This is a genomic window from Paenibacillus sp. FSL W7-1088, assembly GCF_037969855.1.
In the GTDB taxonomy this organism is placed as follows: domain Bacteria; phylum Bacillota; class Bacilli; order Paenibacillales; family Paenibacillaceae; genus Paenibacillus.
Genome location: NZ_CP150216.1, coordinates 7,154,173 through 7,170,634, shown reverse-complemented (window position 1 = coordinate 7,170,634; position 16,462 = coordinate 7,154,173). Strand labels below are relative to the sequence as shown.

13 protein-coding genes and 1 pseudogene are annotated in these 16,462 nt (G+C 44.6%); 9 read left to right on the top strand and 5 right to left on the bottom strand.

The features are described 5' to 3' along the window. Nucleotides 1-84: 84 nt before the first annotated feature. Together MKY42_RS32230 and MKY42_RS32225 are read right to left on the bottom strand one after the other, a co-directional pair. Complete coding sequence (locus MKY42_RS32230) at nucleotides 85-948, bottom strand: hypothetical protein (protein ID WP_256222225.1); 864 nt, start codon at nucleotides 946-948, stop codon at nucleotides 85-87. A 145-nt stretch (nucleotides 949-1,093) separates the two neighbouring features. Beyond that, the gene (locus MKY42_RS32225; protein ID WP_339853200.1) at nucleotides 1,094-2,563 is read right to left on the bottom strand and encodes a hypothetical protein; all 1,470 of its coding nucleotides are present in this window, start codon (nucleotides 2,561-2,563) and stop codon (nucleotides 1,094-1,096) included. Between the two features lie 262 nt (nucleotides 2,564-2,825). Here MKY42_RS32225 and MKY42_RS32220 point away from each other — a divergent pair, with 262 nt between their 5' ends. After that, nucleotides 2,826-3,587: a leucine-rich repeat domain-containing protein gene (locus tag MKY42_RS32220; protein ID WP_339847701.1), complete on the top strand. Its 762-nt coding sequence runs from the start codon at nucleotides 2,826-2,828 to the stop codon at nucleotides 3,585-3,587. 97 nt (nucleotides 3,588-3,684) lie between these two features. Here MKY42_RS32220 and MKY42_RS32215 read toward each other — a convergent pair whose 3' ends face one another. Beyond that, on the bottom strand, nucleotides 3,685-4,776 hold the full coding sequence (locus MKY42_RS32215) for a GntR family transcriptional regulator (protein WP_339853198.1): 1,092 nt from the start codon (nucleotides 4,774-4,776) through the stop codon (nucleotides 3,685-3,687). Between the two features lie 396 nt (nucleotides 4,777-5,172). On the opposite strand from MKY42_RS32215, the gene MKY42_RS32210 reads away from it, so the two are divergent. The 5 genes and pseudogenes from MKY42_RS32210 (at nucleotide 5,173) to MKY42_RS32190 (ending at nucleotide 12,318) form a co-directional block, all read left to right on the top strand. Further along, nucleotides 5,173-6,789, top strand: coding sequence for an FGGY-family carbohydrate kinase (locus MKY42_RS32210; RefSeq protein WP_339847699.1), 1,617 nt, complete (start codon nucleotides 5,173-5,175; stop codon nucleotides 6,787-6,789). A 1-nt stretch (nucleotide 6,790) separates the two neighbouring features. After that, nucleotides 6,791-7,486: an L-ribulose-5-phosphate 4-epimerase gene (locus MKY42_RS32205; RefSeq protein WP_339847697.1), complete on the top strand. Its 696-nt coding sequence runs from the start codon at nucleotides 6,791-6,793 to the stop codon at nucleotides 7,484-7,486. Nucleotides 7,487-7,756: 270 nt separating this feature from the next. After that, complete coding sequence (gene araA, locus MKY42_RS32200; protein ID WP_339847696.1) at nucleotides 7,757-9,175, top strand: L-arabinose isomerase; 1,419 nt, start codon at nucleotides 7,757-7,759, stop codon at nucleotides 9,173-9,175. 165 nt (nucleotides 9,176-9,340) lie between these two features. Then, nucleotides 9,341-10,093 (top strand): annotated as a pseudogene (locus MKY42_RS32195) (AAC(3) family N-acetyltransferase); the annotation flags it as partial. A 530-nt stretch (nucleotides 10,094-10,623) separates the two neighbouring features. Continuing rightward, nucleotides 10,624-12,318, top strand: a complete 1,695-nt coding sequence (locus MKY42_RS32190) for a diguanylate cyclase (RefSeq protein ID WP_339847693.1) — start codon at nucleotides 10,624-10,626, stop codon at nucleotides 12,316-12,318. Between the two features lie 221 nt (nucleotides 12,319-12,539). Here the strand turns inward: MKY42_RS32190 and MKY42_RS32185 are convergent, their stop codons facing one another. Continuing rightward, nucleotides 12,540-12,767, bottom strand: a complete 228-nt coding sequence (locus MKY42_RS32185; RefSeq protein ID WP_339847690.1) for a hypothetical protein — start codon at nucleotides 12,765-12,767, stop codon at nucleotides 12,540-12,542. 134 nt (nucleotides 12,768-12,901) lie between these two features. Beyond that, nucleotides 12,902-13,246 carry an EcoRII N-terminal effector-binding domain-containing protein gene (locus tag MKY42_RS32180; RefSeq protein ID WP_339847687.1) on the bottom strand — a complete coding sequence of 115 codons (345 nt, stop codon included), beginning with the start codon at nucleotides 13,244-13,246 and terminating at the stop codon, nucleotides 12,902-12,904. Nucleotides 13,247-13,462: 216 nt separating this feature from the next. Between MKY42_RS32180 and dcm the strand changes: the two genes are divergently transcribed. From dcm to MKY42_RS32165, 3 genes are read left to right on the top strand one after another with little or no spacing between them, the layout of a single operon-like run. After that, nucleotides 13,463-14,743, top strand: a complete 1,281-nt coding sequence (gene dcm / locus MKY42_RS32175) for a DNA (cytosine-5-)-methyltransferase (RefSeq protein WP_111620245.1) — start codon at nucleotides 13,463-13,465, stop codon at nucleotides 14,741-14,743. After that, nucleotides 14,736-15,194, top strand: coding sequence for a very short patch repair endonuclease (locus MKY42_RS32170; protein ID WP_111620246.1), 459 nt, complete (start codon nucleotides 14,736-14,738; stop codon nucleotides 15,192-15,194). Before dcm ends, MKY42_RS32170 begins: the two co-directional genes overlap by 8 nt. A 29-nt stretch (nucleotides 15,195-15,223) precedes the next feature. Next, nucleotides 15,224-16,435: a type II restriction endonuclease gene (locus tag MKY42_RS32165; protein ID WP_339847682.1), complete on the top strand. Its 1,212-nt coding sequence runs from the start codon at nucleotides 15,224-15,226 to the stop codon at nucleotides 16,433-16,435. The last annotated feature ends 27 nt before the right edge of the window (nucleotides 16,436-16,462 follow it).

The window sequence follows — 16,462 nt, the reverse complement described above, 5'->3', positions numbered from 1 at the left end:
CACTGAGAATCAATTATAGGCATATACAGCATGCTTATCTTGATTCTCAGTGGCATGCTTATCACTCATGTTGGTGAATCTTCTCTATATTCCATTGGATTTCGGCATTACCAAAGTTCGCATAAATGCTTCTATATTGTTTGTCAGAAAATCGCTATTTTCTAAGCCAGCATGGGCAATCATGTTCTTGATATCTTCGACAAACTCAGACAAGCTGGAAGTAGAGGCTTTTTCGAATCTGTTCTCCCCAGCGATATTCCCGGTCGATTTGGCTACGTCCTCTTTGTATTCCTTCAACCAGTCCTGGTTAGTCGATACATTTTTGGCGAAGCTCTGCAGGATGCTGTTCCAGTCTTTTCCGTTCACAATTGCATCCTGGAGCTTGTCCAGCGTTTTCGGTTCAAATTTCTTCATCATATAAGTTAGATCGATATAATCATCTGGAGCCCCAACAGGTCTCTGAGGAGGAGTCTCGTAATGGATTTCTTTCGTCTCAGGGTCTATCGTTCTGGTTGTGGAGATGGCGGCGATTTGACCAATCGTATTCATGAATTCCGTCGCTTGATCCCCTTTCATATAGTTATCCGCGATATACTTTGCTTGAGTGAGGCCCAATTCCAGCAATGCTGATCTGTCCTCTTCCCCGGTTACGTTAGTAATGAAATTGGATTGAATGATGCCATAGACAGCTTCCTTCACCTCTGAGGGTTGATCTGTGAGGAGGCGATTTAAGGAATCATTGATTTGAACGGTTCCAAAATATGTAGCGGCATGATTTACAATATCGGATGCTGCTAACTGTCTGGAAGCCTGACTGATCTCCACTGTGTCGTTGTTATGTGACAGTCCGGGTATCGTTCCTGTGACCAAAGATGGCTTATCCGCCTGCTGTCTCGAGTTGATCTTGGCATTGAAGTCAAGCTGGGGCGAGCTTTGAATTTTCATCATGAACACACTCCTGTTCGTTTTGATATATTCCAAATATTCTCTTCTCATCATAGTATCGGAATAATATTCCATATTTTTAATATGATTGGACAAAAAAAGCAACAGGCATGTTGACGAATCGCCCATTGCTTCTTCTCGTTCTGTTTTAACCTCCGTAAATACTGTAGGCAAAGTGATACACAATATCCGTATCATTTGCACTCGGACGACTCGTTACCCTCGCCAGCACACCACAAATATCATAGTAGTGCGTGAAGCTTATGGCTCCCGGCAAGTATTGACTTATGCTCCCGGTTGAAGGAGGAAGGGACAACGTAGCAGTGAATTGACCGCTGCTGTTTGTCATCACCTTGGCGCTCCGAAATCTGTTGTTGCTGCCTTCGGACCAATAATCATTCTCCCAAATGACTTCTACTTCCGCATTGGCCACCGCATAGTTATCTGAAGTTGCCGCAACGCCAGTCACCGTAAAACTGGTTCCCGTTATCCGGTAGTAGCGACCATAGGCATATGTGGGGTAGTCATTCGGACCACCATTGGAATTATAACCTGTAATCACGACTTTATCGGCTCGTAACACGGGCTGGAGGTGTAATAAATAGTTGTTATCCGAATAATTACTTGTGGTATACACCCGCAAATAATATGTGCCCGTGCCTAGAGACACATTGCCGTTGGCGGAGGGCATTAATGCCATTCGATTGTTGCTTAATGCACCATACAATTCAGCTTTATAGCCATTACCTACAGAGGCTTGATCCAGATCGATACGCATGGCGTCATAATTTCTGCTTTCGGGAACCGTGATCTTATACCAATCCTGATCGACCTCCGAATTAATGGAGCGGCTTGAAAGAGTAGAGCCACCAGTTGCCACCGTGAAAGGATAAGCATGAAGCGCATTCTCATCCGTCTCGTACGAATCATAGGTTGAGCTAGTTGAGACGGTTAGCGTGAATGGTTCATTGATGCTGCCACCAACTGCGCCGTAGGCTTCAATGAAATAGGCTTTGGAACTGGCAGTGTTATTTTTGGTACCGACATGTTCAGACAAGGTTCTTGATCCATTTCCGTAGTTATTCAGATACGTGCCATATATGGAATAGTCAATTGGAGTGGGGTTCAAATCACCAGTGGACATGTCAAATTCGTAGAGATATAGATCGTAATCTAGCTGCGCCGAAGCAGGATTATCCATTTGTACTTGCAGTATGCTCCCCGGTTGTACATAGATAGGGTATAAAAAGCTGGACGTACCTTCTTGTTGGATGTAGCCCGTGTATGTATTAGTCTCTGCTGTGGCTGTAGCGATAACCGATTGCGGAGCCGAAATGAGTCCCTTTTGTAATTCTGAAGACGCGGTAGCCGATTCCAAATTTACAGATGCCTTTACCCGATGCTTTTTCAGTTTGGACGAATCCAACTCAGAAGCATCCTTGGTAAGTTCGGATATCATTTCCCCACTTGGCTGCAGTATCTGTTCTGTGACATGGGCATCAGGGTGAACTCCCGATTCGGCCATGCCATTGTCTGCAAACGCTTGAAAGCCGAAGGCAAAACTGAGAAATAAATTCACGACGACAACCATTGAAAGCGTCTTTTTCAAGTATACAATCTCCTCTCGAATACAATAAAATTTTGCTACAATTGTATAATATACCAGTTTTGAAGGTTTGTTAAGAGGTTATTATATGATGTTTTGGAGTTTCTTCGAACAAAATAGCTATATCGCTTGCCACCTCTGCTACTGATGATAGAATGACAGGATCTTATGGACAAAGGTATAGAAAGGAAGTACCATCGTAAAAGATATACTTTTCTGGGAATTTCATATATACATATGACAAATAATTTAAGATGCTTAAAGGAGACTCGAAATGCCCACTCAATTCGTAAAAAATATGATTGTATTTTGTTTGGTTCTCATAGTATTACCGGCAACAACCATGTCGGCTGCACCTGTTATTAAAGATGTGGCTCTGGCAAAAGTTATTCGGGCAACATTGAAGATATCATCTAAAAAAGAAGTGAAGACGAGCGATCTGAAGAAATTAAAATCGTTATATGCCGAGGATACCAAAAACAAGATTTCCAATTTGCAAGGGCTTGAACATGCCGTTAACCTGGTGGATCTAATTATGCCTGGGCATAAAATAAAAAATATTACATCGCTCAGCAAGTTGAAAAAACTAGAGTTCTTAGTTCTTGAAGGGAATCAGATCTCAGATCTATCCCCACTCTCTGGGTTAAGTAATCTAGAAAGTCTCTTGATTAGTGGTAATCAAATTCAAAATCTAACGCCATTGAAAAATTTACATAAGTTGACCAGTTTGCTTGCCAGCGGCAACCAGGTAGCAGACCTAAGCCCTCTTCAGAAATTGAATCTAGAATGGATCATTATGGCTGGAAATAAAATTCAAGATTTAAGTCCGTTAAAGAACCATCCGACATTGGAGTATCTTTATGTGGAGGATAACCTCATTCAAGATATTGCAGTGCTTGAGACCATACCCCATTTAATAGAGGTATCGTTGGCCGGCAATCCGTTGAATGAACAGGCGGAGCAGGTCATAAAAAAACTGGAGAAGAAAGGTGTTATCGTGAGTTTGGAAGATGACGATGAAGCTCAAACGAAGTAGAATAGGTTTCTCTTCGGTGGGAGTAAGTTAATCACTTAAATATGGATAGAAGGCCGTTGAACAATTCAACGGCCTTTTTTCATGCGTAGTCCCAATACTATTCCAGCTCAATCTCTTTTACAGTCTCGCCCTCAACCAGCACAGGCTGGTAGTAGGTGTTGGTGGGCAGATCCTTTTTGCCTTGCAGTTTCTTGATGACCCAATCTGCTGCGTCACGGCCCATTTGCTCTTGGGGATGGGTTAACGTCGTGAGTTTGATGTTCGCGTTCTTGGCGATGTACGAATTGTCCTGACCGATAATGGATAACTCGTCTGGAATGGAAATGCCCAGCTTTCTACATGCATGTACGACTTCTAGCCCCACCTCATCGTTGTAACAGACAAGGGATGTCAGCGCATCTCTGTTATCCTCCAGGAACACCTCCAGATTGGTGGAGAGGTCCGGCTTCGATGCCGTATCGAACGAAAGCACCTGCTCGGGATGAAACCGCAGCTTGGCTTCGCCCAGCGCTTTGATATATCCTTTCATCCGATACTTCCCTTGTAAATCATCCATTTTCGCGATAATGCCGATCTGGCTATGTCCTTTGGCGATCAGTTCCCGGGTAGCAAGATAGCTGGACTGTACGTCATCCAGACAGAAGAAAGGCACCTCCAGCTCTTCATAAAAGGCATTAATCATCGTAAACGGTACATCCTGCTCCTTAAAGGAAAGGTAATAAGCAATGTTAGGATTGTACAAATTACTCTTGGTCGGTTCGACAATCAGGCCATCCACACCGTAGGACAGCATCATTTCGAGCGCCTTTTTCTCTTGTGCGACATCGTTATTGGTGCTGGCTAACAGCAACGAATAATTATCTTCATTCAACCGGCCTTCAATGCCGCGGATAATGGAAGGGAAGATGTAATCGGAGATGTATGTCGTGATAACGCCGATTGTTTTTTTCATCGTGTTCCCGCCGGTTCTGGATCGATACAGATTGCTTACATAGGTGCCGGAACCTTTCTCACTTCTCAAAAACCCTTCGTTCGATAGCTCCAAAATAGCCTTCCGCACCGTCTGGCGGCTCACAGTGTAGCTGTCCTGCAATGCGGATTCGGTAGGGATTTGTTCGCCTACGCTATAGGTTCCGGATAGGATATTGCTTTTGATATCGTCAATGATGATCTGATACTTTGGCTTCACGCATTCCACTTCTTTCATCGTTACTTATCTATAAGAAAACATCGTTATATCCATAGTTGTACGTACATATTTTATCATGAATCGATCTGAATGGAAATAAAGCAGCCAGTTTTACAAAATAAACCGTACAAATCCCGTCATAAAATAGAGATGTGTACCCTACAACATCACCTTTTGAGTACAGAAATGAGATCGTGTAGACGTTATATTCTAACTAATGTAAGTATAACTATTATATATTATTGACAAATGTACGTACAAAAAATATACTAAGGCTGTCAGAAAAGGAAAGCGCATTCTTTTCAATGAACCGAAATATGAATCCAATTCAATCGTTTTTAAGCCAATACTATTTTTACTTTTACCTACTGTGCTCAGAGAGGGGACTACGTGATCATGAGTCATGTGGATATGAAAGAAGCGATTACCAAGGGTGCCACTTCACTAGGCATCGAATTTGGATCAACAAGGATCAAGGCTGTGTTGATTGATGAACGTTTTGAGACCATCGCGTCAGGCAGTTATGAGTGGGAGAACCTCCTGAAAGACGGATATTGGACGTACAACCAGAAGGATATTATTACAGGTCTTCAGACTGCGTATCGTGAGATGAAGCAAGACGTAGAGCGGAAATACGGAATCACGCTGCAAACGGTAGGTTCTATCGGATTCTCGGCCATGATGCATGGATATATCGCATTGGATAGCGCGGGAGAACTGCTGGTACCTTTCCGGACGTGGCGTAACGCAACTACTGGGAAGGCTGCGAGAGAACTGACGGATCTTCTACAGTTCAATATCCCGGAACGCTGGAGCATCGCTCATTTGTACCAAGCGATCTTGAACGAAGAGGCGCATGTGCCTCGCATTGATCACCTGACAACTTTGGCCGGGTACATACACTTGCTGCTGACGGGCAATAAAGCCATCGGTATCGGCGATGCTTCGGGCATTTTCCCAATCGACGAGTCTACGCATAATTATCACCCGTCCATGATCAAGCAGTTCGATGAACTGATTGCAAGTAAAGGTTATCCGTGGAAGGTCGAGGACCTTCTTCCCAAGGTATATCTCGCAGGTGAGAACGCTGGTGATTTAACCGAAGCGGGAGCCAAGCTGCTCGACCCTTCGAATGATTTACAGTCAGGCATTCCGCTCTGTCCGCCAGAAGGCGATGCCGGAACGGGCATGGTAGCAACGAATAGCGTGAGGAAGCGTACGGGGAACATCTCCGTCGGCACATCCGTATTTGCGATGATTGTACTGGAGAAGGAATTATCCAAAGTGTATCCCGAGATCGATATGGTCACCACCCCGGATGGTAGCCCAGTAGGAATGGTGCATGCCAATAACTGCTCCAGCGACATCAATGCCTGGCTTGGCTTGTTCCGTGAATTTTCCGAGGCGATGGGATACGAAGTGGATACCGGCAAATTGTTCAGCGTGATGTTTAACAAGGCTTTGGAGGCAGACCCCGATGGTGGTGGCTTGCTAAGCTACGGTTACTACTCTGGTGAGAACATTACGGGCCTTGAGAAAGGCCGTCCATTGTTCGTCCGCTCCCCGGAAAGCAACTTCAATCTGGCAAACTTCATGCGGACACATCTGTTCAGTGCCTTCGGTGCACTCAAGCTGGGCATGGACATCCTGACGGAGAAAGAGAATGTAGCTATTGATAGCATTCTGGCTCACGGTGGCCTGTTCAAAACCCCTGTCGTCGGACAAAGGATTGTAGCCGCAGCGATGAACGTACCGGTCTCTGTAATGTCTACCGCTGGTGAAGGCGGCGCATGGGGTATGGCACTTCTGGCCTCGTACATGATCAACAAGGATCAGCAGGAGAGCCTGGATGTGTTCCTTGAGCAGAAGGTTTTTAGCGATGTCGAGGGTGAGGAAGTTGCGCCGGATGCATCGGATGTCAAAGGGTTTGAAGCATTTATCGAACGCTACCGGAAGGGTCTCGCGATTGAGCAGGCGGCGGTAGATCATCTGGTAGAGAACGGGAGGGAATAACATGTTAGAACAGCTGAAAGAAGAGGTTTATGAGGCGAATCTGGAGCTGCCGAAGCACGGACTTGTGAAATTCACTTGGGGTAACGTCAGTGCAATTGATCGGGAAAGCGGTCTGTTCGTCATTAAACCAAGTGGCGTTAGCTACGATACGATGAAAGCAAGCGACATGGTTGTGGTTGATCTGGACGGTAATGTGGTGGAGGGTGAGATGAGACCTTCCTCGGACACCGCAACACATGCCGTACTATATAAGCATTACTCGGAGATTGGTGGCATCGTGCACACACACTCCACATGGGCGACCATCTGGGCACAAGCCGGACTGGACGTACCCGTGATGGGAACGACACATGCAGATACGTTCTATGGTGCCGTACCTTGTGCCCGTTTCTTGAACCAGGGCGAGATCGATCGGGGCTACGAAGCGGAGACGGGACGTGTCATTATTGAAACGTTTGAACAGCGTGGAATTGATGTGATGGCTGTTCCAGCAGTATTGCTCCATGGTCACGCACCGTTTACGTGGGGGAAAGATGCCAAGTCTGCGGTGGTGAACAGTGTCGTGCTGGAGGAAGTGTGCAAAATGAACCTGTACGCGCGGCAATTGAATAACTTTGCTAAAGAACTGCCGCAAGGCATTTTGGATAAACACTATTTGCGGAAACACGGGAAAGACGCGTATTACGGACAGAAGTAATTTGGTTATAACAGTGACTGGAAGCATGTTCTGGCTTCCAAGTGGTTTAGTGTGGGAATGACTTGTTCAACTATACTTTTTACACGATAACGGAGAGGGCAGAACCAATCTGAAGAAGCGAAGCGCTCGCCTTTATAACCGGATATCATCCTTATTAAAATTGATTAAAGAAATCCGGGGATAACCAGCGATCGGAAGATGGTACTGCAATCGGAGTGGCTAGTGTAAACCCATATTGTTCAACTATAAAAATGAAATGAGGATGAAAATATGTCAGCAGCAAAAGAATTCTGGTTTGTGGTTGGTTCACAGCACTTGTACGGAGAAGAAGCACTGGGCGAGGTTAAAGCCAACGCACAGAAAATCACGGATGCCCTCAATGCAAGCGGTGTTCTGCCGTACCCGCTCGTATTGCAGGATTTGGCGGTAAGCGCAGATAAAATCACGAGCATTATGAAAGAAGTGAACTATCGCGACGAAGTGGCGGGTGTAATCACTTGGATGCATACGTTCTCCCCGGCAAAAATGTGGATTCGGGGTACAAAATTGCTGCAAAAACCATTGCTGCATTTGGCAACCCAATTCAACGAGAGCATTCCGTGGGCAACCATCGATATGGACTTCATGAACCTGAACCAAGCGGCTCACGGTGACCGCGAATATGGCTTCATTAATGCACGCCTGAGAAAACAAAACAAAATCGTCGTTGGTTACTGGGAGCGTCCAGAAGTGCAGCAGCAGGTTGCAGATTGGATGGACGTAGCGGTAGCCTACAACGAAAGCTTCAACATCAAGGTTGCTCGTTTTGGCGACAACATGCGCAACGTTGGTGTGACCGAAGGGGATAAAGTGGAAGCACAGATCCAATTCGGATGGACCGTTGATTACTTCGGCATTGGCGACCTCGTGCAGTACGTGAATGCCGTAACGGAGCAAGAAATCGATGATCTGATCGCTCAGTATGCAGACCTGTATGAATTCGATTATGGCACGAACAGCAAGGAAGCTTGGGAAGCCAGCGTACGTGTGCAAGCGAGTTATGAGATTGCGATCAAACGTTTCCTGGACGAAGGTGGTTACAGTGCCTTCACGACGAACTTCGAAGATTTGCATGGCATGAAACAGCTTCCGGGTCTGGCTGTACAACGCCTGATGGCTCAAGGGTACGGATTTGCTGGTGAGGGTGACTGGAAAACGGCTGCGCTGGATCGCTTGCTGAAAATCATGGCCCATAACGAGAACACGGGCTTCATGGAAGATTACACATACGAGATGGCTGCTGGACAGGAAGCGATCCTGCAATCTCACATGCTTGAAGTCGACCCGACACTTGCCAGCACGAAACCAAGAATCATCGTGTCCCCACTGGGTATTGGCGATCGTGAAGATCCTGCACGTCTCGTATTCGATGGCAAAGCAGGCGAAGGTGTCGTGGTATCCATGGCAGACTTCGGTACACATTACAAACTGTTGATCAATGAAGTATCCGCATTTGAGCCAACCGTTCCTGCACCTAACCTTCCGGTAGCCCGTGTATTGTGGAATGTGAAGCCTAACTTCCAGGATGGGGTTAAAGCCTGGATCGAGAATGGCGGCGGTCACCATACGGTTGTATCCTTGAACCTGACTACGGATCAAATCGTAACCTATGCGAAGCTGGTGAATCTGGAGTACGTTGTGATTAAGTAAAAGTGAATTAGCAGCTACTGTATGAACTTATACAAATCTTTCTCTGTGGCCGGGGGTTAACCCTCGGCCCTTTGTTTGTTAAGCTGAGAAGCATGAGGTGAAACTGAGCATGGGTTTGCTTTTTCATTGAAAAGGGATAAGAACTGAAGGAGGTAAGGAAAGGATATGTACACAAAAGAAAGCCTGATGCAGCAACTGGAGCAGCTCGGTTTGGATCGCCAAGGTACGTTGCTTATGCACTCTTCAATGAAGAGTTTAGGCGAGGTTGAAGGTGGAGCAGATACGGTGTTGGATGCCGTTAGCGATTATATGAAAGACGGATTGCTGGTGCTTCCCACCCATACGTGGTCTACCATCAATGCGGATAACCCATTGTTCCACGTGGAAAATTCTACCTGTTGCGTGGGCGTTCTGCCTGAACTTTTTCGTAAACGTCGGGGCGTAGTTCGTTCGTGGCACCCAACGCACTCGGTAGCAGCCCTGGGACGGGATGCAGAGGCGTTTACGAAGGATGATCATCTCTACGATACGCCATGTGCAAGAGGTTCCGCATGGGGGAAACTGCTCGATCGGAAAGCCACGATCTTGTTAGTAGGCGTTGACTTGAAGCGGAATACATTTATCCATGGGGTCGAAGAGTGGGTGGACATCCCTGGCAGAATGACGGACGAGCATGAGATGCTGTATACAGTTTTACCAGATGGAAGCCAGATTTCGGTACCGTCCCGCAGACATTGTGGATTACCATGGTCGGAGCATTTCTGGAAAGTAGACGAGGTACTGGTTCGCGAAGGTGCGATGCGTAAAGGAAAGCTCGGTGATGCGGTCGTAAGAGTGTGTGATGCGGCTAAGACAGCAGAGGTAATCACGGAGATGCTCAAGGAAAATCCGGACTTGTTCTCGGACAATGAACCACTTCATATACCTAATTGTGAAGCAGAGCTGGTCGGGGTGAGTCATGAAGCGTATCTCAGAAACGAGACGCGTTATAAGCTGCAATCGGAGCTGTTGGTCGCAGAGAAACAGGTCGCTGACGGCGAACGGTTACTTAATCATGAGCAAGTCATTGCCAAAATACGAGAAGAGTAGATGCAGCCTGATCAGCAGGTGAAGTACTACTGCCGGAGAGATTAACTCCGCGAATGGTTTAAATCATTTGAAAAGAACAGGTTGCTGGCTAGCCGCTCAGTTGAATATGGGCGGTTTTTTTATGGAACAGTCAGATTCCTTCACAAAAACGCAAAATAGATCAGGATTTCGATCAGAGGTTGGTCGGACTTCCAGTGTATGGGCTACTCACCCTTATGGTGGTGTGATAAGATATGGTTAAATTAACCAATGTTTGACGTAGCGGTATTGTATAGGTGTTTATTGAAGTTTTATATAGGTATCACATAGAATTATGAGCAATCACGTTGTCATTGTAGCATCTAAGAAGGAGAAGATTCGTGAACCCATTAGTATGGTATGATCTCTTTTTATTCGTCCTATTGTTCGGTGTAGGTGTATATGTGTTTGCTACGGTTAGAATTACGAACTTACATAAGGTGTACTTTTTATTCCACGGGTTGATGATGCTCTGGCCTTTCTGCCAATTTGCCAGTACGCTCACGGATGATTCCGGTCTGCAGTTGTTCTATGTTTTGTTGTCTTTCGTTGCGGTCTCTCTGCTTGGGAGCGGGTGGCTTCTGCTGACAATCTTTATTACCGGTTATTCAGAGCGGTTGAGTGCAAAAGGTACCTTCCTGCTATTTATCCCTGCGGTGATCGGGGCTATAGGTGTAGTCGCCAACCCATTGAACGAGTTCGTCATTCCACTGGAGGGCGGGTACATCGAGCGGGCTTACGGCCCTTGGTTCTGGGTTGTGATGGTTATTCTGGTGAGCTATTTCTTGACGTCTCTAGTCGTTCTGTTCCGGGCGGTGTATTCATCGCAGACGTCTGCCATGATCAAAAAACAGGTGCGGATCACCCTATGGGGCATCCTGGTCTTGGCTGTCTTTGCAACCATTGATGCGATTCTGAATGTCGTTCTAGCCCACTGGTTACCGATTATTCCTGGGATGACTTCGCTGGGGATCTTTCTGTCAGACCTGTTCTTCGTCTATGTGATCAAAAGATACAATGTGTTCGATCTGGTCTCCATCGCGCATGAGGACGTAATCAATACGATTCCATATGGCATCCTGGTACTGGATGAGAATGAAGTCATTGTTGAAGCGAACAAAGCCTCTCGATCCTTTATGGATCTGCATGTGGGGGATTCTTTTGATATGGAGGTATTTCTGGAGTCTGTTCAAGTTGTGGGCAGCTGTCGGGAGTTCGTGAATCATTATAAGAAAAAAGAAAATACCCTCTCTCATATTGAAGTGATCGTGGAACGGGACAACAACATTCGGCACTATATTCTGCAATCTTCTCCGATTGTGGATTCGGCTCTTGTGCCGATCGGTCATATCCTTACGTTCCAGGATGTCTCACAAGAGCGCTTCTATGTGAAAGAGATGAATCGCCAGAACGTAACGCTTCAGGAGCGAAACCAGGCGCTGGACTTGATCCGTCAGGAGTTATCCGAGGCCAATCGCAAACTGGAGGAACTCGCGCTGACAGACAGTTTAACCAACTGTTACAACCGCCGTTATCTGACCCAACACCTGAATCATGAGGTCATTACCAATATTCAATACAAAACACCATTCTCACTCCTGCTGCTTGATATCGACTACTTCAAAGCGATCAATGATCGCTATGGACATGTCATCGGCGATGAAGTACTCGTCCACACGGCAGAGGCCGTCAAACAATCCATTCGCAGTACCGATATTCTGACGCGCTATGGCGGGGAAGAGTTCATGATCTACCTTCCGCACACGGAGCATGACTTGGCTAACCAGATCGCGGAGCGCGTGAGAACCGCTGTGGAGTCCAACCGCATTATGGTGGATCACGAGGTTATGCAGGTGTCCATTACGATTAGCATTGGCATTCTTTCCTTTGAGGACTTTGAAGTGGAGCATGTGCCGGAGAATCCGGAGGGGTATTTGACGCAACTGTTTGCTGCGGTGGATAAGGCCTTGTATCAGGCGAAGCAGAATGGGCGTAACAGAGTGGAGTTTGCGGCGTTTGAGCGGGGAGTAGTTTGAAAGTAAGAGAAATAAGGGAATGTGTAATATTTATACATTTCATATGCCTCTGATTTAAAGTTAGATTAAATAATTACTCAAGATTGTTCTCAGATTATGATTAAAGATTTATTAAATTTTCTAAATCATACTATAGAACGATTAGTTAAATTAAAAAGAGACATTCCTAAAAGAATGACTCTTTTTGTAATATACATATATTAAAATACTAAATCCAATGATTATTCTTTGGTAACTACATATTTAGAGAGTTTAATTCCTTTACTGACTTCAGTTGTGTATGAGAGGCTTATTCCCGATGCGATAACAATTTCCTTTACGCTGAAATCATTCCTGTTAATAATGTCTGCATATTTTACACCGAACAAGTGGATGTTTACCACTTGATCTCCATCTGGTGCATTTCGATACATATTATTGAGAATTTCCCCTAATTCATCGACTGTCATTTCGCTGCACCTTCCTGTCCTGTAGATTAAATATTTCGGCAGATGAGTCATGCTTCTACATATATTGAAAATTGCAAAAATTATGACCAGAGCTTATTTGAAGAGTTTAGTGAGAGATATGATTTACAGGTAATTTACTGTTGTTTTTCATGATTAATTTTAAATTTTCCATTTTCGGTTCGTTCAAGGATAATTGTGTCGCCTGCCCTTATGTTGTACAGGTTAAAGTAATCATTCATTGGTGTCAGTCTATATTCGTCCCTTGTTCCACCAAAGAATGAATTGTTGTAGTATATGAAATCAAACGTCCATGACCTGCCTGTCATATCTTCAAAAACCAGATGTGCACGAGGGTTTTGTATATCAGTTCCCAATCTAGGAAAAAAAGAGATGTCTTGCTTCAAAATATACATGCCAGCCTGATGCGCATCGGTTTCACTAACATCATTTCTACTCAAGGTTTTTCTAATTATCGACATAATATATCACCCCTTCAAATATTTACAATAATTATATCGGCTGATAACACAGGAAAATTGAGCGGAAAATGAGTATTAAATTTCATTTGTTAAATGTGAGAGCTCCAATGGCTTACAAACATAAAATAAAAATTGCGAAAGTGTGTTCGTCCGTGGTATCCTTATGTCAAAAACGTTCCCCCTGGGAATATTTTTGACAGGGAGGCTAAATTATTTATGAAGACATTCAAGGATACAGAATTCGCACATATTCGTGAGATGACAGGGTATTCCGTTAAGGAAGTAGCTGAACTATTTGGAAAAAGTGAACGTACAATTTATCGCTGGGAAAATGGTGAGTCCATGCCTGAAGAGAATCTGCTTAGAGAACTTACATCCATTTATAATGTACGTTCCGGACAACAACAGACGGATGAGTATAACTTTAAATTCATTGATCTGTTTGCAGGAATCGGAGGCTTACGAAAAGCTTTTGAATCAATTGGCGGAAAATGTGTTTTTACAAGTGAGTGGGATCTAGCCTGCAGAAAAACCTATCAGGCCAATTATGATTGTGATCACCCTGTAAATGGAGATATTCGTGAAGTTGACCTGGATAACATGCCCGAGTACGATGTTTTGGTTGCTGGATTCCCATGTCAGCCTTTCTCAATTGCAGGTGTTTCAAAGAAAAATTCTCTTGGTCTGCCTCACGGGTTCCATGATGCTACACAAGGAACACTTTTCTTCGATGTTGCACAAATGATAGAACGTAATCGGCCCAAGGCATTCTTGCTTGAGAATGTTAAAAATCTCGTGAGTCACGACAAGGGTAATACTTTTAAAGTAATAATTAAAACTTTGAGAGAAGAGCTGGGGTATCATGTTGATTTCCGGGTGATTGATGCAAAGCCTTTTGTTCCCCAGCACAGAGAACGTATATTTATAGTAGGCTTCCGTGAGGATGTAGGATTCGCTTTTGAAGATTTGAAGCTTCCGCAATCTGGCCCGAAGCTTGGTTCTATATTGCATCCTGAGAATGGATCAGAGGAGCCGGAACTCCCTTATACAGAACTAACTGATGCCAAAGTGGCAGATAAATACACATTGAGTGACAGGCTATGGGAGTATTTACAGGGGTATGCAGAGAAACATAGAGCCAAAGGTAACGGGTTTGGTTTTGGTTTGTTTGGTCCTGAAGATGTTGCACGCACTTTGTCTGCGAGATACTACAAAGATGGCTCAGAAATTCTTATCAAGCAGGAAGGAAAGAATCCTAGACGACTCACTCCACGTGAATGTGCCAGATTGATGGGTTTTGATAAGGCAGGACAGGCACCCTTTGTGATTCCAGTTTCTGATACGCAGTCCTACAAACAGTTTGGTAACTCAGTTGCTGTACCTGTTGTGGAGGCTGTAGCTTCACATATGTTACCATACATCTTTAAAGCAATGAGATCAACCAAGGATACCAATCAGGCAGAAATGCTATTTGAGAAGGTTGAAGCTTATGTCTGATATTGTATCACCTGAAGAAAGAAGTCGTATGATGGCCGGAATCCGGAGCAAAGATACAAAACCTGAAATGATTTTAAGAAAAGGACTTCACAGTTTGGGATTTCGTTATCGTCTCCATGACAAAAAACTGCCGGGAAAGCCAGATATGGTATTTCCCAGATATAATGCAGTGATTTTTGCAAATGGATGCTTCTGGCATGGTCACTCGTGTCACTTGTTCAAGTGGCCCTCGTCCAATACAGAGTTTTGGCGAACAAAGATCACACGGAATATGGGCTCGGATAAGGAGAACATAGCCCGTCTTCAAGAGATGGGATGGAGAACAGCTGTTATATGGGAATGTTCATTAAAAGGGAAATATCGAATTAATACAGAAGAAGTAGTAGAACTCTGTGCCCAATGGTTGCAGACAATAGATATGACATCTTTAGAAATCGGCGGACAGTGTTAATAAACCATAATTTGTGAGGGTGTTACGCAATGCAAAAAGGATTTCTTTCACAGTATTTTGAGGGGATTGCTATAAAGCGCCTCAGTTCAGTCGAAGTCAACAAAGAAGTGTCACACCAACATGAATTCAATGGGAGTAAGCCACTACGTATACTTTTTGGTTCTGAACGTATCGCACATGAAGCCCGCTTTCTCTGGTTGGCCGGAGAGAATGAGGGCTTCTCCTGTGAGGGGAATCTTACATGGTATGACGCTCGTGAGTCCCACCCCATACGTACTGAGTACAGACTTTATTTTAAAAGCAATGACGTTATGGACCAAGCAAGACTAGGTGATACGCTTATTGTGGCCAAGCGTTCCAATGGAGAGATCTTTATGGTTCTAATCCCCTCAGGGAGCACATTGGAAAGTCAGATACTCTGGTTGTTTGGAGTAGATCAAGTCGGTTTTGATTTTAATTTTCAACCAATTGAGGATGGGCATGACCCCCAAGTAGATTTTGCTGTTCGATACATTTTGGAAGAGATGGGTATTGAAGTCGCAGACCCTGATGGCAGTTATCTGGATAATATACTTGAACCATATTTTGATGGCGGATTTCCGCGTACTTCTGTTTTTTCCGAATTGGCTAGAAGAACAACGAAATACGTTTCTGCATATGAAGAGCCAGATCAGACCTTACTGAAATGGATTGAGCAGGAGGAGAAGCTATTCAAACGCTTGGAGCGTCACTTTGTATCTAAACGAATTGAAGAAGGGTTTCGGGGTAAAGGAAGCACTGATGTAGAAAGCTTTATTCAGTTCTCACTTAGTGTTCATAATCGAAGAAAGTCACGTGTTGGGTATGCACTTGAAAATCATCTTGAGGAAATTTTCAAGGCTCATAACCTTACATATTCACGTACACAGATGACGGAAAACAAGTCGAAGCCCGATTTCTTATTTCCACATATAATAAATTATCGTGATATGACGTTTCCTGAATCCAAATTGACAATGCTGGGCGTCAAGTCTACATGTAAGGACAGATGGCGTCAGGTGCTGGCTGAAGCTAACCGTGTTGATAATAAACATTTATTTACGTTGGAACCCGGCATCAGTGAAAATCAGACAGATGAGATGCGCGCGAACAATTTGCAATTGGTATTACCTAAAGGACTTCACGACACGTATAAGCCTCCTCAGCAAACTTGGCTCATGGGCCTGAGGGAATTCATTCAAGTGGCGAAAGAAAGACAGTAATTCTATATGTGATACTAATATCATTGA